This window comes from Streptomonospora nanhaiensis (genome assembly GCF_013410565.1).
Lineage (GTDB): Bacteria > Actinomycetota > Actinomycetes > Streptosporangiales > Streptosporangiaceae > Streptomonospora > Streptomonospora nanhaiensis.
Genome location: NZ_JACCFO010000001.1, coordinates 2,604,688 through 2,625,887, shown reverse-complemented (window position 1 = coordinate 2,625,887; position 21,200 = coordinate 2,604,688). Strand labels below are relative to the sequence as shown.

General features: G+C 74.9%; 17 protein-coding genes. 10 read left to right on the top strand and 7 right to left on the bottom strand.

Translation table 11 applies throughout. The annotated features are described in order from the left end of the window. Positions 1 to 135: 135 nt before the first annotated feature. The 4 genes from HNR12_RS11335 to HNR12_RS11320 all read left to right on the top strand — a co-directional run bounded on the left by HNR12_RS11335 (position 136) and on the right by HNR12_RS11320 (position 4,384). The gene (locus HNR12_RS11335) at positions 136 to 1,059 is read left to right on the top strand and encodes a DUF3068 domain-containing protein (protein ID WP_179767458.1); all 924 of its coding nucleotides are present in this window, start codon (positions 136 to 138) and stop codon (positions 1,057 to 1,059) included. 22 nt (positions 1,060 to 1,081) lie between these two features. Further along, positions 1,082 to 2,044, top strand: coding sequence for a decaprenyl-phosphate phosphoribosyltransferase (locus HNR12_RS11330; RefSeq protein ID WP_179770550.1), 963 nt, complete (start codon positions 1,082 to 1,084; stop codon positions 2,042 to 2,044). Positions 2,045 to 2,091: 47 nt separating this feature from the next. Further along, positions 2,092 to 3,489, top strand: a complete 1,398-nt coding sequence (locus tag HNR12_RS11325) for an FAD-binding oxidoreductase (protein ID WP_179767457.1) — start codon at positions 2,092 to 2,094, stop codon at positions 3,487 to 3,489. 124 nt (positions 3,490 to 3,613) lie between these two features. Next, entirely contained in the window at positions 3,614 to 4,384 is a 771-nt protein-coding gene (locus HNR12_RS11320; RefSeq protein ID WP_179767456.1) for a decaprenylphospho-beta-D-erythro-pentofuranosid-2-ulose 2-reductase, read from the top strand. A gap of 31 nt (positions 4,385 to 4,415) precedes the next feature. On the opposite strand, the gene HNR12_RS11315 is transcribed toward HNR12_RS11320, so the two are convergent. The 4 genes from HNR12_RS11315 to HNR12_RS11300 are packed head-to-tail and all read right to left on the bottom strand — an operon-like array spanning position 4,416 to position 8,465. Next, entirely contained in the window at positions 4,416 to 5,003 is a 588-nt protein-coding gene (locus HNR12_RS11315; protein ID WP_179767455.1) for a GTP-binding protein, read from the bottom strand. After that, a complete protein-coding gene (locus tag HNR12_RS11310) occupies positions 4,984 to 5,355 on the bottom strand; it encodes a DUF742 domain-containing protein (RefSeq protein ID WP_179767454.1) in 372 nt (123 codons plus the stop codon). Before HNR12_RS11310 ends, HNR12_RS11315 begins: the two co-directional genes overlap by 20 nt. Positions 5,356 to 5,367: 12 nt before the next feature. Beyond that, positions 5,368 to 5,811, bottom strand: a complete 444-nt coding sequence (locus HNR12_RS11305; RefSeq protein WP_308118804.1) for a roadblock/LC7 domain-containing protein — start codon at positions 5,809 to 5,811, stop codon at positions 5,368 to 5,370. Next, entirely contained in the window at positions 5,808 to 8,465 is a 2,658-nt protein-coding gene (locus HNR12_RS11300; RefSeq protein WP_179767453.1) for a sensor histidine kinase, read from the bottom strand. The genes HNR12_RS11305 and HNR12_RS11300 overlap by 4 nt, the downstream gene beginning before the upstream one ends. Positions 8,466 to 8,993: 528 nt before the next feature. Here HNR12_RS11300 and HNR12_RS11295 point away from each other — a divergent pair. Beyond that, positions 8,994 to 10,553, top strand: coding sequence for a GMC family oxidoreductase (locus tag HNR12_RS11295; RefSeq protein WP_246425058.1), 1,560 nt, complete (start codon positions 8,994 to 8,996; stop codon positions 10,551 to 10,553). A gap of 175 nt (positions 10,554 to 10,728) precedes the next feature. Beyond that, the gene (locus tag HNR12_RS11290; protein ID WP_179767451.1) at positions 10,729 to 11,826 is read left to right on the top strand and encodes a VanZ family protein; all 1,098 of its coding nucleotides are present in this window, start codon (positions 10,729 to 10,731) and stop codon (positions 11,824 to 11,826) included. A 19-nt stretch (positions 11,827 to 11,845) separates the two neighbouring features. On the opposite strand, the gene HNR12_RS11285 is transcribed toward HNR12_RS11290, so the two are convergent. Together HNR12_RS11285 and HNR12_RS11280 are read right to left on the bottom strand one after the other, a co-directional pair. After that, complete coding sequence (locus HNR12_RS11285; RefSeq protein WP_179767450.1) at positions 11,846 to 12,238, bottom strand: DUF3592 domain-containing protein; 393 nt, start codon at positions 12,236 to 12,238, stop codon at positions 11,846 to 11,848. Between the two features lie 376 nt (positions 12,239 to 12,614). Beyond that, positions 12,615 to 14,054: a GuaB1 family IMP dehydrogenase-related protein gene (locus tag HNR12_RS11280; protein WP_179767449.1), complete on the bottom strand. Its 1,440-nt coding sequence runs from the start codon at positions 14,052 to 14,054 to the stop codon at positions 12,615 to 12,617. A 248-nt stretch (positions 14,055 to 14,302) separates the two neighbouring features. Between HNR12_RS11280 and HNR12_RS11275 the strand changes: the two genes are divergently transcribed. Beyond that, the gene (locus tag HNR12_RS11275) at positions 14,303 to 15,304 is read left to right on the top strand and encodes a CDP-alcohol phosphatidyltransferase family protein (protein ID WP_179767448.1); all 1,002 of its coding nucleotides are present in this window, start codon (positions 14,303 to 14,305) and stop codon (positions 15,302 to 15,304) included. An 80-nt stretch (positions 15,305 to 15,384) separates the two neighbouring features. Here HNR12_RS11275 and HNR12_RS11270 read toward each other — a convergent pair whose 3' ends face one another. Next, positions 15,385 to 16,539 (bottom strand): acyltransferase family protein, encoded by a 1,155-nt coding sequence (locus tag HNR12_RS11270; RefSeq protein WP_222601125.1) that lies wholly within the window; start codon positions 16,537 to 16,539, stop codon positions 15,385 to 15,387. Positions 16,540 to 17,179: 640 nt separating this feature from the next. On the opposite strand from HNR12_RS11270, the gene HNR12_RS11265 reads away from it, so the two are divergent. From HNR12_RS11265 to HNR12_RS11255, 3 genes are all read left to right on the top strand, one after another. Next, positions 17,180 to 19,174: an amidohydrolase gene (locus HNR12_RS11265; protein ID WP_179767447.1), complete on the top strand. Its 1,995-nt coding sequence runs from the start codon at positions 17,180 to 17,182 to the stop codon at positions 19,172 to 19,174. A 48-nt stretch (positions 19,175 to 19,222) separates the two neighbouring features. Beyond that, positions 19,223 to 20,068: a M48 family metallopeptidase gene (locus HNR12_RS11260; protein ID WP_179767446.1), complete on the top strand. Its 846-nt coding sequence runs from the start codon at positions 19,223 to 19,225 to the stop codon at positions 20,066 to 20,068. Between the two features lie 187 nt (positions 20,069 to 20,255). Next, positions 20,256 to 21,194: a threonine ammonia-lyase gene (locus tag HNR12_RS11255; protein ID WP_179767445.1), complete on the top strand. Its 939-nt coding sequence runs from the start codon at positions 20,256 to 20,258 to the stop codon at positions 21,192 to 21,194. The last annotated feature ends 6 nt before the right edge of the window (positions 21,195 to 21,200 follow it).

Sequence of the window (21,200 nt, the reverse complement as noted above, 5' to 3'; positions counted from 1 at the left end):
CGAGCCGCTGTATCGGGCCGCGAGTGCGGACTAGAACCGGTTATAAATATTCAGCCACGCCGTGGTGACTCTGTCCAGTATGGGGCGGTACTCTACCCGAAAATCCAGCTCCGCCCATGTCGCCCAGGAGGGCTAATGCGCCGTACCGTAGCGGTCGTCTGCATCGCACTGGGGGTCTTCTGCCTGGCCCTGGCCCCCATGCTGCGGTACTGGATGGCCGAATCCCTCATGCGGGCACCGCTCGACCAGTACAGCCGGACCGTGAACCACGGCGAGGGCGTCACCTATTTCAACGCCGAGGAGATGGAGTCCATCGAGAACGCCACCGTGGAGGCCTATACCACGGTGCGCGGCGACGTGGCGGCCAGCTCCGACGACATCGCGGTGTGGGACCAGTTCACCTGGGTCGAGGACATCGAGCGCGACTTCGCTTTCCAGTCCACCTACCGCCGCGCCGGCCACGACCGGGTCACCGGCGAGGGCGTGGACTGCTGCGACGCCTCGGTCAACGACGACGCGGTCGAGCAGAGCGGCCAGATCTACAAGTTCCCCTTCCTCACCGAGCAGCGCGACTACGAGTTCTTCGACACCACCAGCCGGCTGACCCGCCCCATCACCTTCGAGGGGGTCGAGGAGGTCAACGGGGTCGAGACCTACCGGTTCGAGCAGGTCATCGAGGACGTCAAGATCGGCGAGCGCACCCTGCCGGCCGACCTGCTCGGCATGGACCAGGAGGGCGACGTCACCGGCGACGAGATGTACAGCATCACCCGCACCTACTGGATCGAGCCCACCACCGGCGCCCCCATCGGACTCAGCGAGGACCAGCACCGCGCGGTCGTGGTCGACGGCGAGGAGCGGCTGGTGCTCTTCGACGGCGAGATGGTCTGGGATGAGCAGACCATCGAGAACAACATCGAGAACGCCCGCCAGGGCATGACCGTCCTGCCGCTGCTGCGCACCACCCTGCCCATCGTGCTGCTCGTCGCCGGTGTGGCCCTGGTCGCGCTGGGCGGCGTGCTGATGATCGGCACCGGCGACCGGCGCGAGCGGTACTGACCGGGTGACCGACCCCGGCCGCATGGGCGAGGCGGAGCGCACCGCGCCGCAGGACCCGGCCGCCGCGGCGGCCGGGCCGGCGCCCGCTTTGGCCCCGGCCCCGCGGCCCCGCTCGGGGCGCCGCGCCCCCGCGCTGCTGCGCGCGGCCCGGCCCCGCCAGTGGCTGAAGAACCTGCTGGTCTTCGCGGCGCCGGGCACCGCGGGACTGCTCACCGACCCCGGCGCGCTGGCCTGGAGCGGTGCGGCGTTCGTCCTGTTCTGCGCGGCCTCCAGCGGCACCTACCTGCTCAACGACGCCCGCGACGCCGAGCGCGACCGGCTGCACGAGCACAAGCGCCGCCGCCCCGTGGCCGCCGGCGAGGTCTCGGTGCGCACCGCCGTCGCCGCGGGCGCGGTGCTGGTGGCGGCGGTCCCGGCGGCGGTCCTGGCCACCGGCAACTGGCCGCTGCTGGCCGTGCTCACCGGCTACCTGCTGCTGACCGGCGCCTACACGCTGGGGCTGAAGAACGTCACCGTGGTGGACCTGGTCGCGGTGGCCGGCTGCCACGTGCTGCGCGCCGTCGCCGGCGGCGCCGCCATCGGCGCGCCGCTGACGAGCTGGTTCCTCATCGTGGTGTCCCTGGGCGCGCTGCTGGTGGTCACCGGCAAGCGCGAGGCCGAGCTGCGCACCCCCGGCGGGGCCCGCACGCGCGACACCCTGGCCCGCTACAGTCTGAGCTACCTGGCGCAGGTGCGCACCATGGCCTCGGCCGCCATGATCGTCACCTACTGCCTGTGGGCGCTGGAGACCCCCACCGAGACCGCGCACCGCGTGGTCCACGGCCTGAGCATCGTGCCGTTCATCGCGGTGGTGCTGCGCTACCACCTGCTGGTGGACCGCGGGGTCGGCGAGGAGCCCGAGGAGATCGCGCTGCGCGACCGCCCGCTCCAGCTCTGCGCGGCGGCGCTGCTGGCGCTGATCGCGCTCGGCGTCTACTGGGGCTGACACCGCGCCGCCACCGCACCCCCACCGAGCCGCCCGAGGAGGACCGCATGGCCCAGCCGCCGCCCGCCGCGCGCGCGGGCACGCCCGCGCTGCTCACCGGATGGGGGCGCACCGCGCCCAGCGCGGCCACCGTGGTGCGCCCGCGCACGGCCGCCGAGGTCGCCGCGGCGCTGGAGGCGGCCGCGGCCCGGCCGGCCGAGCGCCGCCGCGGCGTCGTGGCGCGCGGCCTGGGCCGCTCCTACGGCGACGCCGCCCAGTGCGCCGGGGGAGTGGTGCTGGACTGCGCCCACCTGGCGCCCGGCCACCGGCTCGACCCCGCCGCCGGCACCGTCACCGCCTCGGCCGGCACCAGCCTCGCCGACCTCATCGCCGCCCTGCTGCCGCACGGGTACTTCCCGCCGGTGGTGCCCGGCACCCGGAACGTCACCGTGGGCGGCGCGATCGCCGCCGACATCCACGGCAAGAACCACCACGCCGACTCCTCCTTCGGCGCCCACGTGCGCTCCCTGCGCCTCGTCACCCCCGACGGCGCCGAGCGCGCCGTCTCGCCCGCCGAGGACCCCGACCTGTTCTGGGCCACGGTCGGCGGCATGGGCCTGACCGGGGTCGTCACCGAGGCCACCTTCGGCGTCCTGCCGGTGGAGACCTCGGCCATGCGGGTCGACACCGACCGCGTGCCCGACCTGGACTCCGCGCTGGCCGCCATGAGCGCCACCGACGACCGCTACCGCTACACCGTGTGCTGGATCGACCTGCTGGCGCGCGGCGCGGCCCTGGGCCGGGGCGTGCTCACCCGCGCCCACCACGCCCGCGCCGACGAGCTGCCGCCCGCCCGGCGGCGCGCGCCCCTGGCCTACGCGCCGCACGCGCTGGCCGCCGCGCCGCCCCTGGTGCCGCCCGGACTGCTCAACCCGCTGAGCGTGCGCGCCTTCAACACCGCCTACTACGCCCGCGCGCCCCGGCGCGAGCGCGGCCGCGTGCGGCCCCTGACCGGGTTCTTCCACCCGCTGGACGCCGTGCGCGGCTGGAACCGGCTCTACGGCCCGCGCGGGCTGGTGCAGTACCAGTTCGCCGTGCCCTTCGGCGCCGAGGACGAGCTGCGCCGGGTCGTGGCCGCCCTCGCGGCGGCGGGCGCGCCCTCGTTCCTCACCGTGCTCAAGCGGTTCGGCCCGGGCACCCCGGCGCCGCTGTCCTTCCCCGTGCCCGGGTGGACGCTGGCGCTGGACCTGCCCGCCGAGTTCCCCGGCCTGGCCCGGCTGCTGCGGCGGCTCGACGAGCGGGTGCTGGCCGCCGGAGGGCGGATCTACCTGGCCAAGGACAGCCGGGCCGACCCCGAGACGGTGCACGCCATGTACCCCGGGCTGGCCGCGTGGCGCGCGGTGCGCGCGCGGGTCGACCCCCGGGGCGTGCTCACCTCCGACCTCGCCCGCCGCCTGGAGCTGTGAGCGCTGCGATGAGGGCGGCGCGCGTGCGGGGGCGGTGAGAGGGCGCCGAGCGGGGCGGCCGCCCCGACACCAGGCCCGGACCGGCGGCGCGCCGGCCGGGCACCCGAGCGACACAGGAGGATTCATGCGCAACGCCGTCGGCGCGGTCGGCACCGTGCTGCTGCTGGGCGGACGCAGCGAGATCGGCGCGGCGGTGGCCGAGCGGCTGGTGCGCGACGGCGCCCGCCGGGTCGTGCTGGCCGCCCGCGAGGCCGCCGACTCCACCGAGGTGGCCGCCGTCGCCGAGCGGCTGCGCGCGGCCGGTGCCCGCGAGGTCCACCCCGTCGACTTCGACGCCGCCCGGCCCGACACCCACGCCGGAGTGGTGGCGGCGGCCGTGGCGCTGGCCGGCGACCTCGACGTCGTGGTCGACGCCTTCGGCGTGCTCGGCGAGCAGGCGGAGTTCGACGCCGACCCGGCCGCCGCCGCCGAGGCCGCCACCGCCACCTACACCGGCCACGTGTCGGCGGGCCTGGCCGTGGCCGCCCGGCTGCGCGAGCAGGGCCACGGCACCCTCGTGGTGGTGTCCTCGGTGGCGGGCGTGCGGGTGCGCCGCGCCAACTTCGTCTACGGGTCGGCCAAGGCCGGGCTCGACGGCTTCGCCCAGGGCCTGGCCGACTCCCTGCACGGCAGCGGCGCCCGCGTCATGATCGTGCGCCCTGGCTACGTGGCCACCCGGATGTCGGCCCACGTTTCGGCCGCGCCGTTCCCGGCGACGCCCGGCCAGGTCGCCGACGCGGTCGCCGACGGCCTGCGCACCGGCGCCCACGTGGTGTGGGTGCCCCGGGTGCTGCGCCTGGTGTTCGCCGGGATGCGGCTGCTGCCCCGCCCGCTGTGGCGCCGGCTGCCCCGCTGAGGGGCCGGCCCGCGGCCGCCGGGACCGCGGGCTAGACCGGGGTGGCCATGCGGTCGGCGACGTGCCGGACCAGGGCCTCCAGCACGGTCTTGCCCGACTGGCGCACGCGTGCGTCGCACAGCAGCACCGGCACGTCGGCGCCCAGGCTCAGGGCCTGCTGGACCTCGTCCTCGGTGTAGCGGTCGGCGCCGTCGAAGCAGTTGACCGCCACCACGAACGGCAGCTGGTGCCGCTCGAAGAAGTCCACCGCCGGGAAGCAGGTGTCCAGGCGGCGGGTGTCGGCCAGCACCACCGCGCCCAGGGCGCCCAGGGCCAGCTCCTCCCACATGAACCAGAACCGCTTCTGGCCCGGGGTGCCGAACAGGTACAGCACCAGGTCGTCGTTGATCGTGATGCGGCCGAAGTCCAGCGCCACCGTGGTGGTGGTCTTCGCCTCGACCCCGTCGAGGTCGTCGACGCCCATGCTGGCCTCGGTCATGACCTCCTCGGTGCTCAGCGGCGCGATCTCGCTGACCGAGCCGACGAGGGTGGTCTTGCCGGCCCCGAACCCGCCGGCGATGAGGATCTTGATCGCCGAGGGGATGCGCTGCCCGCCGTGCTCAGAGACGTTGGATTCCATCGAGTACCGCCTGGAGTATGTCCCGGCTCACCGGGCTCTGCTGGGTGTAGGGGGCGCGGGCCAGGGCGTAGCCCCGGCTGATGAGGTCGCCGAGCAGGACCTTGACGACCGCGACGGGGATGTCCAGGTGGGCCGAGATCTCCGCCACCGACTGGGGGCGGCGGCACAGTTCCAGGATCCGCACCTGCTCGGGCTCCAGCGCCATCTCGTCCACGTCGGCGCGCGCCGCGATGACCACGCTGATCATGTCGAGTTGGACGGCGTTGCCCCGTTCGCGCCCCTGGGCGATGACGTAGGGCCGGACCAGGGGGTCGTTGGCCTCCTCCAGCCCTGGTTCGTGCTGGTCAGCCATGCTCGCGTCTCCTTATCGGGAGGAGCTTCCGGGCACGGGCCCAGTGGAGGTGGCGGCGGCTCCCGGGTGGCGGGGCGACGCGTCGAGGAAGCGGCCGACCTGCTCCACGAGGACGTTCATCTCGTAGGCGATGAGGCCGACGTCGGAGGTCTCCTCGGCGATCACCGCCAGGCAGGCGCCGCTGCCCGATCCGGTGACGAAGAGGTAGGCGTGCTCCATCTCCACCACGGTCTGCAGCACCTTGCCGCCGTTGAACTGGCGGCCGGTGCCGCGCGCCAGGCTCTGGAAGGCCGAGGCCACGGCCGACAGGTGCTCGGCCTCGTCGGTGTCCAGGGAGTTGCAGCGGCCGATCAGCAGGCCGTCGGCGGAGAGGACGATGGCGTACCTGGCGCCGACGGCCCGTTCCACAAGCTCGTCCAGCAGCCAGTTCAGGTCCTTGGCGGCGTTGTTCGTCACGGTCGGGAGTCCTTATCCGAATCGTTCTGGCGCTGTTGCCCCTCAAGACGGCCGCGGCGCGTTCCCTGCTGGAACGCCGCCATGTTGCGGCGCAGCCGCTCGGAGCGGTCCTCCTCCTCCATCGCCGGGGCTGCGGGGGTGGAGTACGCCGACGGCGGTGTCTGGTGCAGTTGCGGGGCCAGGTGCGTCTGCGGATTGCGCTTGGGCAGCGGCGGGCGGGAGTCGCCGCGGGGGGCGCCGCCGCCCGATCCGTTCCCGCCGGCGGCCGGTCCGGCGGTGCCGGTCCCGGTACCGGTGCCGGTGTGCGCGCCGTTGGCGGCGGGAGCCGGCGCGGTGCGCCGCGCGTGGGCGCCGCGCCCGCCCGGGGCCGGCCCGCTCAGGACGTCGGCGCGGGCCCCGCCGCCGGCCTCGCCGCCCGGCGCCGCGCGGCGCGGCAGGCCGGTGGCGGTGTGGCCGGCCTCGGCGGGGGTCAGGCCGTCGCCCCGGCGCAGGGCACCGGTGGTCGGCGGGTCGGCGGCCTCGGCGGCGCCCGACGGCGCGGCGCCGCGGCCGGCGAGCATGTCGCCCGCGGGCGCGTCCTCGCGGGGGGCGGCGCCGGCGCGCGCGGCGCCCGACTCGGCGGTGCCCTCAGCGTGCTCAGCACCCTCGGCGCGCTCCCCGGCGCCGGGCAGGGCCCGCTCGCCGGTGTCGGAGGAGGCCGCGGCGGCGATCTCGTGCTCGGTCGCGATCAGCTCGGCGGGCAGCAGCACGATGGCCTGCACGCCGCCGTAGGGCGAGGAGCGCAGCCGCACCTTGATGTCGTGCCGCTTGGCCAGCCGCGAGACCACGAACAGGCCCAGCCGCATCTTCTCGTTGAGCCGCATGACGTCGAACTCGGGCGGGTTGGCCAGGATGTCGTTGGCCGCCTCGAACTCGTCCTCCTGCATGCCCAGGCCGCGGTCCTCGATCTCCACGACCACGCCGTTGGGCACCTGCTCGCTGCTGAGCCGGACCTGGCTGTGCGGCGGGGAGAACGTGGTGGCGTTGTCGACCAGCTCGGCCACCAGGTGGATGACGTCGGCGACCGCCGGGCCCTTCAGGGACACGCGGGCGATCTGCTGGCGGTCGACCCGGGTGTAGTCGCCCGACTCGGAGATGGCGCCGCGCAGCACGTCCACCAGCGGCATGGGCCGGTGCCAGGTGCGGCCCGGGTTCTCGCCGCCGAGGATGAGCAGGTTCTCGGCGTTGCGTCGGGAGCGGGTGGCCAGGTGGTCCAGCTTGAACAGCTCGGTGAGCTGCTCGGGGTCCTCCTGCTCGCGCTCCATGCGGTCCAGCAGGCGGAGCTGGCGGTGGATCAGCGTCTGGCTGCGGTGGGCGATGTTGAGGAACACCCGGTTGATGCCGTGCAGCAGTTCGGCCTGGCGCACGGCGGCGTCCACGGCGAAGCGCTGGGCCTTGTCGAACGCGGTGGCGACCTCGCCGATCTCGTCGTCGCTGGCGGTCAGCGGCGGGATCGCGGTGGAGTCGACCGGCTCGTTGCGGCGCAGCCGCTCGGCCAGCTCGGGCAGGAACTCGTTGGCGCGCTGGTCGGTCTCGTCGCGCAGCCGGCCCAGGCGGGTGACCACGCTGTTGGTGGTGCGCACGGCGATGGAGATGGCCGCGAAGCCCAGGAGCGCCACGCCCAGGGTGCCGCCCAGCGCCAGGGACAGCGCGAGCGTGGCCGCCCGGGTCTGCAGGTCGGCGGCGTGGTAGGACTCGCTGGCGCCGATGTCGGTCAGGGCGTCCTTGACCGGGACGTAGACCTCGCGCCACTCCCGCTCGCTGACGGGCACCGTGGTGTCGCGGGTCTCCTCGCCGGTGACCGGGTCGATGGAGACCGCGATCTCGCGGTCGACGATGCGCTGCTCGTACTCCACCAGCCGCTGGTAGTCCTCGCTCTCCATCAGCGTCTCCAGCTTGGCCGTCTGGGCGTCGCTCATGAACGGCCGGATGGAGTCGAGGATGGCGTGGTAGGAGCTGCTCAGCCGGGTGAACTCGTGCTGGTCCTCGTGGGTGAGGCTGCCGTTGGCGAAGCTGCGGGTGAGCTGGGCGTCGCTCTGGGCGAGCAGGTCGACCACGCGGAAGGTGTTGGTGGCGCTCAGGCCCGGGCCGATCGCGGTGGGCTCGGGGTGGCCGCGCGACTGCTCGTCGAACAGGTTGGCCGCCACCGTCATGACGCGGTTGTAGTCGCGCAGGACCTCCTCGCGGGAGGCGGTGCCCTCGTCCACCTCGGCGCGGATGTCGTCGATGCCGCGGTACTGGCTCTCGAAGTCGGCGATGCGCTGCCGGATCGCGTCGGAGGCGAGGTCGCGGAACGGCTCGAACCGGTCGAAGACCTCCTGGGTGAGCTTGTCGGACTCCCGCCGGGTCTCCTCCAGTTGGGCGCGGAACTCCTCGGGGTTCTCCAGGTAGGCGACCGTCTGCGAGCGCTCGTCCATGACCGACACCAGCGACACCGCGGCCGGGGTGGACAGCTCGTCCAGGGCCCGGGCGGCGCCCACCATCTGGAAGGCGTTGAGGACCAGGTAGCTGCTGACGGTGAGCCAGAGGGCGACGAACGCCGCCGCGGGCAGCAGGACCGCCCTGCGCGAGCGGCGGCGGATACTCGCCCTCCGCTTTCTCTTCGCTGACTCCACGGAACTCCTCGGGCGCATCAGGGGGCGGGCAGCGGAAACGGACGTCACGGATGCCGGGTGTGCGGGGGTGCGGCGCAATCCCACGGCGTCCGCGCTCCGCCGGGAGCGGGGCGGCACGGCCGTGGGGGGCAGGCACGGGCCGGCGGGTTCGCTCACGTGAGGCCGGACCGCGCCCCCGTAGGTCACAGCACGCGGTCACTGTACTGCTATGCGCACTCACTGGCGAAAAGCGGTAATTGCCCGCACACGATAGCGTGTCGGACGATCATAGGGCGATCCCCGGCACCGGTGTTCCGCTGCGCGGGACCCGGCCCGGCGCCGCCGGGCCGCGGGCGGGACGCCCGCGGTTTTCCGGCATTCGGATCCCGCTTTCACCTGCGAAGGAAGGCCCGTGTGCCCTATTGTGCGTTTTCCGGCCGTTTGTAGGGTTGCTCCGCTAATTTGGCGGTGCTCACACGCCCGCGGGCCCTCATTGCCCCCAGGGCCGCGGGCTCCTGTACTCGCCTCAACGCCACAATGGAGAATCGCTTGTACGACTTCGTGATCGTCGGAGCGGGCTCGGCGGGCTGCGTGCTCGCCTCCCGGCTCTCGGCGGATCCCGGCACCCGGGTGCTGCTCATCGAGGCCGGACCGGCCGACACCGCGCCCGAGCTGCGGGTGCCCATGGCCTGGCCCACCCTGTTCAAGACCCCGCTGGACTGGGACTACGCCACCGAGCCCGAGCCCGGGCTGGACGGCCGGCGGCGCAACCTGCCCCTCGGCCGGGTCCTCGGCGGGTCGTCGTCCATCAACGCCATGATCTACATGCGCGGCAACCCCGCCGACTACCGCGACTGGGAGAAGGCCGGGGCCGAGGGCTGGGACTGGGACGGCGTCCTGCCCTACTTCAAGCGCGCCGAGGACAACGAGCGCGGAGCCGACGACCACCACGGCGCGGGCGGCCCGCTCAAGGTCGGCGACCTGCGCACCCGCCACCCCCTCATGGAGGCGTTCATCGAGGCCGGCGAGCAGGCCGGCCACGTCCGCAACCCCGACTTCAACGGGGCCTCCCAGGACGGCTTCGGCTGGCTTCAGGTCACCCAGAGCAACGGCCTGCGCTTCAGCGCCGCCGACGCCTACCTGCGCGCCGCCGAGGAGCGCCCCAACCTCACTGTGATGACCGACACCCAGGTCAACCGCGTGGTGGTCGAGAACGGGCGCGCGGTCGGCGTCGAACTCGTCCAGGGCGCCGAGGTCCGCACGGTCCGCGCCGAGCGCGAGGTCATCGTCTCGGCCGGCGCCTACAACAGCCCCAAGCTGCTCCAGCTCTCGGGCATCGGGCGCGCCGCCGAGCTGGCGGCCTTCGGCATCGAGCCGGTGGCCGACCTCCCGGTGGGCGAGAACCTCCAGGACCACGTGTTCTTCGGGCTGGTCTACCGCACCGACGTGGAGAGCCTGTCCACCGCGGCCACGCCGGAGAACCAGGCGCTGCTGATGACCGAGGGGCGCGGCCCCCTCACCTCCAACATCGCCGAGGCCGCCGGCCTGGTGCGCACCCGGCCCGACCTGGAGGCGCCCGACATCCAAATCCACGCCGGCCCGATCATGCTGGTCGAGGAGGGCCTGGGCATCCCGGTGCACCACGCGTTCACCGTGGCGCCGACCCTGCTGCGGCCCACCAGCCGGGGCCGGGTGTTCCTGCGCTCGCCCAACCCGGCCGCCAAGCCGCGGATCCTGCACAACTACCTCACCACCGCCGAGGACCGCGAGACCGTCGTGCGGGCGGTGCGCGCCTCGCTGGAGGTCGCCGCCCAGCCCGCGCTGGCCGCTCACCGCGGCGAGCCGATCAGCGCGCCCGAGGGCGACGACGACGCCTCCATCCTGCGCTTCGCCCGCCACGTGCTGTCGAGCATCTTCCACCCGGTGGGCACCTGCGCCATCGGCTCGGTGGTGGACTCCCACCTGCGGGTCCAGGGGGTCGAGGGCCTGCGGGTCGTGGACGCCTCGGTGATGCCCAACACCGTGCGCGGCAACACCAACGCGCCGACGATCATGATCGCCGAGCGCGCGGCCGACCTGATCGCCGGCCGCACGCCCGAGCGCGCCTAGCGGCCCGCTGAAGGGCCCCGCCGCCGGGTGCGGCGGGGCCCCGCACGCGGGCCCCCGCCCGCCCCCCGTGCCCGGGGTGCCCCTCCTGCCGGGTGTCTTCACCTTTCGGCCGCCTGCCGCGAATCTCCCCGTTCGCCTGCGCTGAGCGTGGGCGTGTCGTTACCCTCTGGGACCTATGGGAGGGGATCTCACGGGGGGCTCCGCCGCCGCGCAGCTCGCGTTCGGGGGTGCGGCGCTCGCCGTCGCACTGTGCTCGGCCGGCTTCCTGCGCCGCCAGCACCGCCGCTACGGGCGGCTCGCCGGCTGGCCCGGGCAGGTGACCGCGGCCGTGCTGGCCACCGGGATCGGCCTGGCCGCCTTCGCGGTGTGGCCCCTGCCCACGGGCCTCGACGGCCTGTGCGCGCCCCACGGCGGCGCGCCCGCCCACCCGGACCCGCTGTCCCTGGCCGCGTCGGCCCCGCCGGAGCGCACCGCGCTGGCCGCCGGGGCGTTCGTGCCGCTCGGCCTGCTGCTGCGCTACCGCTACCGGCGCGGGGCCCCCACCGCCGTCCTGCTGTGCGCGGCCGCGGCCGCCGCGATCGAGGGGTTGCAGTACACCGCCCTGCTGGGCGCCTACCCCTGCGCCTACCGCACGGCCGCCGCCGACGACGTCCTGCTGGGCGCGGCCGGCGGCCTGGCCGGCTGGCTGCTGGGCCTGGCCGCCACCCGGCTGCTGCCGCGCGCGTGGCCGGGCGCGCTCGCCGACGTCCTGCCGCCCGCCCTGGGCCGCCGCCTGCTGGGCCACCTGCTGGACCTCGCGGTGTGCTGGTGCGGCGCCACCACCGCCGCCGCGCTGCCGGTCGCGCTGGGCCGCGTCGCCCCCGCCGCCGCCGACCCGCTGCGCGACGCGCTGTTCGCCGCGCTGGCGGCGGTGTTCGCGCTGGCGGTGCCGCTGCTGCGGCGCGACCGCGCCACTCCGGGCCGGGCCGCCCTCCACCTCGCGCTCGCCGAGGCGGCGGGGCCGCCGCTCGCGGCCCGGCGCCCGCGCGTGCTGGCGCGCGCCGCACTGCTGTGGGTCCCGGTGGCCGGACTGCTGGTGGCCGGCCAGCCCTGGTGGATCCTCGCGGTGGCGGCGCTGCACGGCAGCACGGCGGTGGTCCGCCGCGACGCAGCGGGCCTGTTCGACCTGGTGACCGGCACCCGCACGGTCACCCGCGCCACCGTGCTGGGCGGCCTGCCCGACCGGCTCATGCGCTACACCCGGCGCGCCCAGCCCGCGGCCGCCGCCACCTGAGCCCGCTCGGCCCGGGCCCCTACCAGGCGAAGTAGCCCAGCACCAGGCCGATGGCCACGAGCAGGACGCCCAGCACCCCCACCAGGCCGGGCACGAAACCGCTCAGCCACGGCGCCTTGACGATCCGGGCGCGCTCGGGGTTGGCGGGGTCGTAGCTGACCGTCACGGTGTCGCCGCTGCGCGAGGCGGTCCAGCCGGTGCTGTCGTGGCTGGCGTGCACCTCGCGGCCGTCGGGCGTGGTGAACCTTACGACCATCGCCGCGCTGGAGCGGGTCTCGGTGTAGCCCACGATCTCGCCCTCGACCCGCGCGCCGTGGCGCTGGAAGAACGCCGTGCGGCGCAGGTGCGCCAGCAGGTAGCCGACCATCGCCAGCCCGGCGGCGATCGGGATCAGGGGGTAGATCAACGCCACGGTCCGCTCCACCTCACGACGGGGCCCGGCCGCGCCGCGCGCGGCCTCGGCGCCACGCTATCCGACACCCGCCGGGGCCGACGCCCGCGCCGTCCGGCGTGTTCGGACCGGGCCCGCCGGGCGACGCGGGCTACGACCACAGGAGGACCCTGCGACCGCCCTTCGACGGATGCCGGAATACGTCAGCGGGCCGATGATGGCCGGGCGGCCGCGCGCCTAGGGTGGTGCCCATGGCCGGTGCGGCGCATTACGGGGACCGCGCCGGCCGGGCAGTGAGGTCGAGGGATCGGGCAGGGCGCGCTCCGGTCCCTCGGGCGGCCGGCGGATCCGGGCGGCGGGCACGCCCCCCGGCGGACCCGCCGGCCGCCCCTCGCCGCTACCAGCTGGTCGGGACCGGCTGGCCCTCGCTGTAGCCGGCGGCGCTCTGCACGCCCACGGTGGCGCGCTCGTGGAACTCCTCCAGCGAGGTCGCCCCGGCATACGTCATGGAGCTGCGCACGCCCGCCACGATCTCGTCCACCAGGTCCTCGACCCCGGGCCGCTCCTCGTCCAGGTACATCCGCGCGGTCGAGATGCCCTCCTCGAACAGCGCCTTGCGCGCGCGGTCGTAGGGGGAGTCCTCGGAGGTCCGCAGCCGCACCGCGCGGGCCGAGGCCATGCCGAAGCTCTCCTTGTACAGCCGGCCCTGCGCGTCGCGCAGCACGTCGCCGGGCGACTCGAAGGTGCCGGCGAACCACGACCCGATCATGACGTTGGACGCGCCGGCGGCCAGGGCCAGCGCGACGTCGCGGGGGTGGCGCACGCCGCCGTCGGCCCACACCGAGCGGCCCAGCTCGCGGGCCACGGCGGCGCACTCCAGCACGGCGGAGAACTGGGGGCGGCCCACGGCGGTCATCATGCGCGTGGTGCACATGGCGCCCGGGCCCACGCCCACCTTCACGATGTCGGCGCCGGCCTCGATCAGCTCGCGGGTGCCCTCGGCGGTGACGATGTTGCCCGCCACCACGGGCACGGCCGGGTCGAGCGCCCGCACCGTGCGCAGCGCGGCGAGCATCTTCTCCTGGTGGCCGTGGGCGGTGTCGATGACCAGCACGTCGGCGCCGGCCTCCAGCAGGCCCGCGGCCTTGCCCGCGACGTCGCCGTTGATGCCCACCGCGGCGCCCACGCGCAGCCGCCCCGAGGAGTCGACGGCGGGGTCGTAGAGGGTGGCGCGCAGCGCGCCGGTGCGGGTGAGCACGCCCACCAGCGCGCCGTCGGGACCCACCACCGGGGCCAGCCGGTGCCGGAAGTCGTGCAGTTGCCCGAACGCCTCCTTGGGGTCGGTGCCGGCCGCGACGGTCAGCAGGTCGCGCGACATCACGTCGCGCAGCTGGGCGAACCGGTCGACCCCGGTGCAGTCGGCCTCGGTGACCACGCCCACGGGCCGGCGCTTGGCGTCGACCACGATGACCGCGTTGTGCGCCCGCTTGGGCAGCAGGTTCAGCGCCTCGCCGACCGTGCTCTCGGGGGTCAGCGTGATGGCGGTGTCGTGCACGAGGTCGCGCTGCTTCACCCAGCCGATGACCTCGGAGACCACGTCGAGGGGGATGTCCTGGGGCAGGACCGCGATCCCGCCGCGCCGCGCGATGGTCTCGGCCATGCGGCGCCCGGCGACCGCGGTCATGTTCGCGACTACGATGGGGATGGTCGTCCCCGTGCCGTCGTGCGACCGCAGGTCCACGTCCAGCCGCGACTCCACGGCCGACCGCCGGGGAACCATGAACACGTCGCTGTAGGTCAGGTCGTGGGCCGGGACCTGGTCGTTCAGAAAGCGCACGCCTCTACCTCGCGGTCGGAGCCTGGCGGGGCGCCGGACGACACGGTGAAAACCGCCCGCAACCCCCCTTACTCGACAATTATGACCGCTGAGACCGCGCCGAGTCGCCGGGACACCTTCCGTTCTGGGAGGATCTGCTGTCCGGACCGGCCTCCCCTCCCGTCTGAGCGCGTGCGAACCACCCGCGCCGGCCGCGTCCCCCGCACGCGGGCCCGCGGCGCCGGCGGGAGCCCTGCAGGAGTTAAGAGATGACGAGCTTCACCCTCGCGGACGTCCGCGAGCGCACCTACAAGAGCCGCGACGCCTGGTGGACGGTGTTCCTGGTCGACCCCCTCGCCGCGCGGCTGGTGGTGTGGACCGCCAACCGCACCAGCATCACGCCCAACCAGATCACCTTCGGCGCCGGCGTGCTCGGCGCCGGCTCGGCGGTCTGCTTCGCGCTGGGCTCCTGGCCCTGGCTGGTCGCCGGTGCGCTGCTGTTCCACCTCAGCTTCGTCCTCGACTGCATGGACGGCAAGATCGCCCGGCTCAAGGGCACCGGCTCGGTGTTCGGCGCCTGGGTCGACTTCGTGTTCGACCGCATCCGCTTCTTCGGCTGCATGCTGGCGCTGCTCATCGGCCAGTGGGCGGCCACCGGCGAGGTCGTCTACCTCGTCCTGGCGCCGGTGGTGACCTTCCTGGACCTGCTGCGCTACCTCAACGGCGCCCAGGTTGCCAAGACCCGCCAGACCATGCGCCAGCAGCTGCGCGCCGCCGCCGAGGGCGGCGCCCCGGCGCCGGCCGCGGCCGACCCCGAGTCCACCGAGACCGAGCCCGGTGCGGCCGGCGAGCCCGAGGCGGGCGGCGAGGGCGGCGGCGTGGTCTTCGTCGAGGAGGTGCTGCGCGAGAACCCCGAACTGGACGCCGAGCAGGTGCACGCCCGCTCCGCCGAGACCGGCGCCCGGGTCATCGACGTCCACCAGGGCTTCACCCGCCGCTTCGGCTGGTACAGCGGGCTGCGCGCGGCGCTGCTGCGCAGCCGGGTGCGCCCCCACCTGTTCAGCGGCATCGAGTTCGAGATGTTCGTGTGCGTCGTCGCGCCGCTGACCGCGCTGCTGTCGCCGGCCGTGCCCGGCGCCACCCTGATCGTCCCGGTGGCGGTCCTGTCGTGTGCGGCCCTGGCCGCGTTCGAGGTGCTGATCGTCTACAAGCTCTGGCTGGCCACCCGCGACTTCGCGGTGGAGCTGCGGCGGCTCCAGCAGGCCGACTGAGCCCGGTTGGGCGAGCAGACGGCGACGGCCACGAGGCATGCCTCGTGGCCGTCGCCGTGAGCGGGGGAGGGCGGGTGCGCCTACCGGGCGGCGCGCTCGCCCGGGGCCGCCGCCGGGGTGCCGGCCCCGTCCCGCCGGGCCGAGCCGCGGTCGCGGCGCAGCAGCCAGTCCACGCGGGGCTCCACCGCCCAGGAGGTGGCGCGGCGCACCCACGGCGTGCACAGCAGGTAGGCCAGGCCCACGGACAGGACACCGGTCAGCGCCAGCGCGCCGTGGTCGCCGAGCAGGCCGGCGACGGCGTCGTAGTAGCCCAGCGCGTCGGCGCCGCGCACGAACAGGCCGTGCAGCAGGTAGACGTACATGGTCAGCGCGCCCAGCCGGGTGAAGTGGGTGGTGCGGCCCGGGGTGAGCGACAGCACGGCGGCGGTCAGCGCGAAGGCCAGCACCAGGAACAGCAGCCGCCCGGGGATCCCGACCGGCAGGAGGTCCATGTCGCGGTCGGCCAGGCTCTCGCGCCAGTACACCCACTCGCGGCTGAGCTGCTCCAGGTAGACGTAGCAGACCACGGCGGTGGCGGCCATGGTGATCGCCGCCCACACCCGCACCCAGGTCTGGCGCAGGAACGCGAAGTGGTGCGGCTCCAGGAGCAGGCCCGCCACGAAGAACGGCAGCAGGCTCATGATCCGCGACACGCTCAGCACCTCGCCGGTGCCGACCAGGCCGCCCAGCAGGGAGACGCCCACGGCCACGGCGAACGGCCAGCGCAGCCGCTGCCACACCGGGACCGTCAGCCGCCACACGAACAGGGCGGCCAGGAACCAGGTCAGCCACAGCGGGTCGAGCGGCCCGCCGGGCAGGTCGCGCCCCACCGCCAGGGACACCAGCGCGTAGACGCCCCAGAAGATGACGTAGGGCGCGGCGATCGTGGTCAGCAGCTTGTCGATGCGCCGCGGCGAGCCGTCGAAGGACTTCGACAGGTACCCGCTGATCAGCACGAACGCGGGCATGTGGAACAGGTAGATCCAGTAGTAGACCGCGTTGCCCAGCCGGGTGTCGGTGAGCGGCTCGATGGTGTGGCCGACGACGACCAGCACGATCAGCAGGAACTTCGCGTTGTCCAGCAGCGCGTCGCGGCGTTTGCCGGTCGGGCCGCCGGGCCGGGAGCGGTCGGTCCGCGCCGCTCCGGGCGGGGCGCGGTCAGGTCGGTCGTGGGGCAGTGTGGTGGTTGAGGCCACGTGGACTCCGAGTCGCCGGTTGCGCGCGTGTCGCGCTCGTGTGCGCTTGCCAGCAGGACGCGCGGGCGGGCTCCGCCGGGGCACGGCGGTCGGGGCCGGGCGGTCACGGGCCGCGGGCCCGCGCGTCGTGCTCGATCCTGTGAATTCGCTGAGAATCCTGAGAGCGCACACCCTACCCTCTGCGGTGCGCTCCAGTCATCCTGGTGGGTGGCGGAGCGGTCGTGCAGGGTGATGCGCGCCAGGTGGGCGCCCCGTTCCGCTGGGGTGCGGCGCGGGCGCCGGGCACCCTTCTGTCTCGAAACGGTAACACGCGCGGGGGGCGAACCTGGGAACCGGGGGTGCCTCCGGCGGCCGGAGGCGGCCGGGCGGGGGCGCGCGCCCGGGGGTGCCCAGAGCCCGCCCCGCACGGCTTCGCGGCCCCGGCCCGCGGCGCCGCCACCAGGGGCGCGGCCCTTTGCGCGGCACCGGCCGGGCCGCGCGGCGGCGCCCCGGCGCGCGTCCGGCACCCGGGTCGGGCGCGGGGGGAAGTTTGAGATTCGCCACCGCGAGCGGGACAATCGGCGCTGCGGTCGCCCGCCGGTAGCCAGACCGGGTGGTTGGCACTGCTCCCCGATCCAGGACACAAAGGCGGTGGAATCGCATGCCGCACGCGCTCGATCCCCAGCGTGCCGCTCAGCACGGCGGTGCCGTCATGCGGCTGGTCGACGAGATCTTCCCTCTGGTCGAGGGCTTCTACGTCGACCTGCACAAGAACCCCGAACTCTCCCACCAGGAGCACCGCACCGCGCGCGCCGTGGCCGAGTGGCTGTCCCGCGCCGGCTTCGAGGTCGCGACCGGGGTCGGCGGCACCGGTGTCGTCGGCGTCCTGCGCAACGGCGAGGGCCCCGCGGTGCTGCTGCGCGGCGACATGGACGCGCTGCCGGTCGAGGAGAAGACCGGGCTGCCCTACGCCAGCACCGCGCGCGGCGTGGACGAGGAGGGCCGCGACGTGCCGATCATGCACGCCTGCGGCCACGACGCCCACACCGCCTGCCTGGTGGGCGCCGCCGACCTGCTGGCCGGCGCCCGCGACCACTGGCGCGGCACGCTGATGGTGGTGGCCCAGCCCGGCGAGGAAACCCTGGACGGCGCCGAGGCCATGCTGCGCGACGGCCTCTACACCCGCTTCGGCCGCCCCGACGTCGTGCTCGGCCAGCACCTGGGCTCCCAGCCCGCCGGGATGGTCGCCCACCGGGGCGGCCCGCTGATGGCGGCCTCCACCCAGCTTCGGGTGCGGGTGTTCGGCTCGGGCGGCCACGCCGCGCGGCCCGACGCCGCCGTGGACCCCGTGGTGATCGCCGCCAGCATCGTGACGCGGCTGCAGACCATCGTCTCGCGCGAGATCAGCCCCAGCGAGATGGCGGTGGTGACGGTCGGCCGCATCAGCGCCGGCACCCGGGCCAACGTCATCCCCGACGAGGCGCTGCTGGAGATCGACACCCGTGCTTTGAACCCCGCCGTCACCGACCGCCTGCACACCGCCATCGACCGGATCGTGCGGGCCGAGGCCGCCGCCTCGGGCGCCCGCCGCGAGCCCGAGATCACCGTGGTCCGCGAGACCGACATCACCGCCAACAGCCCCGAGGCCACCGCGCAGGTGCTGGCCGCCCACCGCGCCTACTTCGGCGACGGCTACGTGGTGGAACTGCCCGAGCCGGTCACCGCCAGCGAGGACTTCGGCGCGCTCGGCCTGCCCGGCGACCCCGCGCCGGTGCCCTACGTCTACTGGTTCCTGGGCAGTACCCCGCACGAGGTGTGGGAGTCCGCGCCGGGCCGGACCCCCTACGAGAAGCTCCAGGCGGTCCCGGCCAACCACTCGCCGTTCTTCGCCCCCGACCGCGAGCCCACGCTGCGCGCCGGGCTGGCCGCGATGGCCGTGGGCGCCCTGGCCTACCTGGGCCGGCCCGAGGACCCGGTGCCCACCGGCGGGCAGGCCGCGTTCGGCGCCGCCGAGCCCGCCGCCGCGCCGGCCCCGCCCGAGCCCGAGCCGTTCGCGCCCGCGGGCGGCCAGGGCGCCTTCGCGGCCACCCCGGCGCACGGCGGGGCGCCCGCGCCGGTCGGCGGCCCGGCCGAACCCGCCATGGCGCGGCCCGGCGAGCCCGCGGCACCCTACGGCGACCCCTTCCCGGGCGGCCCCACGCCGCCGGGCCAGGTGCCGCCCACGTCGGCCTACCCCGACCCGCTGCCCGCGCCGGGCGCCCCGCTGCCGCCGCCCCCCGCCGCCGCGCCGCCCTCGGGCCCGCCGGTCGGGGCCGAGCCGCGCGGCGGCCACGCCCGCCTCGACGACGAGGACGAGGGCGAGCCCACCGCCGCCACCGACATGGCCGACCACCTCGGCGACGACGACCCCGCGCCGCCCCCGGTGCCCCCCGCTCCGGCCGCTGCGCCGCCGCAGGGCCCCCCGATCATGGCGCCGCCCCCGCAGGGCCCGCCGGTGGCCGCACCGCCGCCCCCGCCGGGCGCCGCACCCTACCCGCCGGGTGCCGACCGCGACGGCGACCGGGACCGCGACCGGGACGAACCGCCCTACTACGACCCGCCCGCGCGTTACGATTCCGGACAGGAACCCCCGCAGGACCCGCCCTACCGGCTGTAGGCCGGGCGCGCGGGAGCGGGGCCGGCGGCTGGGGCGGAGCGGTGCCGTATGGATGTCTCGCCGGACAGGCGGACGGGTCGGCCTCGGGGGCGGTGGCCGTGGCTGGGCCGGTGGGGCGATCCCCGGCGGGCGCGCGCCCTGCGCCACCCCGGCGAGAACGGCGCGCTGGCGGTCTGCGTGGCCATCACCGCCCTGGCGGTGGTGGGCGCGGTCAACCGCGCGCTTGACGGCGACACCGGGCAGCCGCTGGTGCTGCTGACCATCCCGGCGCTGGTGTTCTTCGCCCGCGGCCAGCTCTACGCCCGCCAGCGGGTCAACGGCGTGCGGATCTCCGAGACCCAGTTCCCCGAGGCCCACCGGATGGTGGTCGACGCCGCCCGCGCCTTCGACCTGCCGCGGGTGCCCGACGCCTACGTGGTGCCGGGCAACGGCCAGATCAACGCCTTCGCCTCCGGCCACGGGTTCCGCCGGTTCGTGGCGGTGCACAGCGACCTGTTCGAGGTGGGCGGCCGGCTGGGCGACCCCGACGCGCTGCGGTTCGTCATCGGCCACGAGGTCGGCCACATCGCGGCCGGGCACGCGTCGTTCTGGCGGCAGTTCGGGGTGTCGGTCGCCAACATCATCCCCGGCATCGGCGCCACCCTGAACCGGGCCCAGGAGTACACCGCCGACAACCACGCCTACGCGTTCTGCCCCGAGGGCAAGGAGGGGATGCGGGTCCTGGCCGCCGGAAAGTACCTCTACCGCGAGGTCGACTTCGCCGAGATCGCCGCGCGCGCCCACACCGACCAGGGCCTGTTCGTGATGCTGGTCAACCTGCTCTCCAGCCACCCCGTCAACACGTGGCGGTTCCAGGCGCTGACCGACCGGTCGCGTCCGGGCCGCCTGATCTGAAGGCGGGGGCGGGCGCCGCGCGCTTCGGACGGGCGGATCGGCCGGCCCCAACCGGGACACCCGGATGTGCGGCCGAGAGGCGCCGAAATGGCCGAAAACGGACGCCTACCAGAATCCGACGTGCTTTTATGCGGCATTCGCGAGAGTAGGTCGCATGAGCGCAACCTGGCGCTTCTACGATGCGCACATGTCGATCGATACCCTTCGTTTGGAACGAATCGAAACGGCGTCCCACCTGATCGACCCGATCTTCCGGGACACCCCGCAGATCTTCGACGACTCCTTCTCCCGCCTGCTGGAGCGCGAGACCCTGCTGAAAATCGAAACCCTCAATCCGATCCGCTCCTTCAAAGGCCGGGGCGCGGATTTCCTGCTGCGCGACACCGGCGAGAACCGTGCGATCGTGTGCGCCTCGGCGGGAAACTTCGGGCAGGCCATGGCCTATGCCGCCCGCCACCGCGGGCTGCCGGTGCACGTCTTCGTCCCCGCCGACGCCAACCCGCAGAAGATCGCCCGCATGCGCGAACTGGGCGCCCGCGTGGTGGTCGGCGGCGCCGACTTCGACGCCGCCAAGGACGACGCGGTGGCCCACGCCGCCGGCCGCCAGGACTGCGTCTTCGTCGAGGACGGCGCCGTGCCGCACATCGCCGAGGGCGCCGGGACCATCGGCGTCGAACTCGCGCCGCTGCACCTGGACACCGTCGTCGTGCCGGTGGGCAACGGCGCCCTGATCTCGGGCATCGGCCGCTGGCTCAAGGAGTACTCCCGCCGCACCAGGGTGATCGGGGTGTGCGCGGCCGGCGCGCCCGCCATGGCGCACAGCTGGCGCACGGGCCGCCCGGTGTCCACCGCCGAGGCGCGCACGGCCGCCGACGGCCTGGCGGTGCGCGTGGCCGTGCCCGAGGCGGTGGAGTGGATGCGCGGCGTCGTGGACGACATGGTCCTGGTGGACGACGACGAGATCTACGCCGCGCTGCGCCTGCTGCGCGACAGCCTCGGGCTCATCGTGGAGCCCTCGGCGGCCGTGGGGATCGCCGCCATCGCCAACCGCGACATCCCCGGCACCCGCGTGGGCACCGTGCTCACCGGCAGCAACTTCGCCCCCGACCTCACCAAGTCCCTGTAGGGCCCC

Coding starts and splice junctions, on each gene's coding strand:
- HNR12_RS11335 (WP_179767458.1), top strand. CDS start 136: ATGCGCCGTACCGTAGCGGTCGTCTGCATCGCACTGGGGGTCTTCTGC.
- HNR12_RS11330 (WP_179770550.1), top strand. CDS start 1,082: ATGGGCGAGGCGGAGCGCACCGCGCCGCAGGACCCGGCCGCCGCGGCG.
- HNR12_RS11325 (WP_179767457.1), top strand. CDS start 2,092: ATGGCCCAGCCGCCGCCCGCCGCGCGCGCGGGCACGCCCGCGCTGCTC.
- HNR12_RS11320 (WP_179767456.1), top strand. CDS start 3,614: ATGCGCAACGCCGTCGGCGCGGTCGGCACCGTGCTGCTGCTGGGCGGA.
- HNR12_RS11315 (WP_179767455.1), bottom strand. CDS start 5,003: ATGGAATCCAACGTCTCTGAGCACGGCGGGCAGCGCATCCCCTCGGCG.
- HNR12_RS11310 (WP_179767454.1), bottom strand. CDS start 5,355: ATGGCTGACCAGCACGAACCAGGGCTGGAGGAGGCCAACGACCCCCTG.
- HNR12_RS11290 (WP_179767451.1), top strand. CDS start 10,729: ATGGGAGGGGATCTCACGGGGGGCTCCGCCGCCGCGCAGCTCGCGTTC.
- HNR12_RS11275 (WP_179767448.1), top strand. CDS start 14,303: ATGACGAGCTTCACCCTCGCGGACGTCCGCGAGCGCACCTACAAGAGC.
- HNR12_RS11265 (WP_179767447.1), top strand. CDS start 17,180: ATGCCGCACGCGCTCGATCCCCAGCGTGCCGCTCAGCACGGCGGTGCC.
- HNR12_RS11260 (WP_179767446.1), top strand. CDS start 19,223: ATGGATGTCTCGCCGGACAGGCGGACGGGTCGGCCTCGGGGGCGGTGG.
- HNR12_RS11255 (WP_179767445.1), top strand. CDS start 20,256: ATGTCGATCGATACCCTTCGTTTGGAACGAATCGAAACGGCGTCCCAC.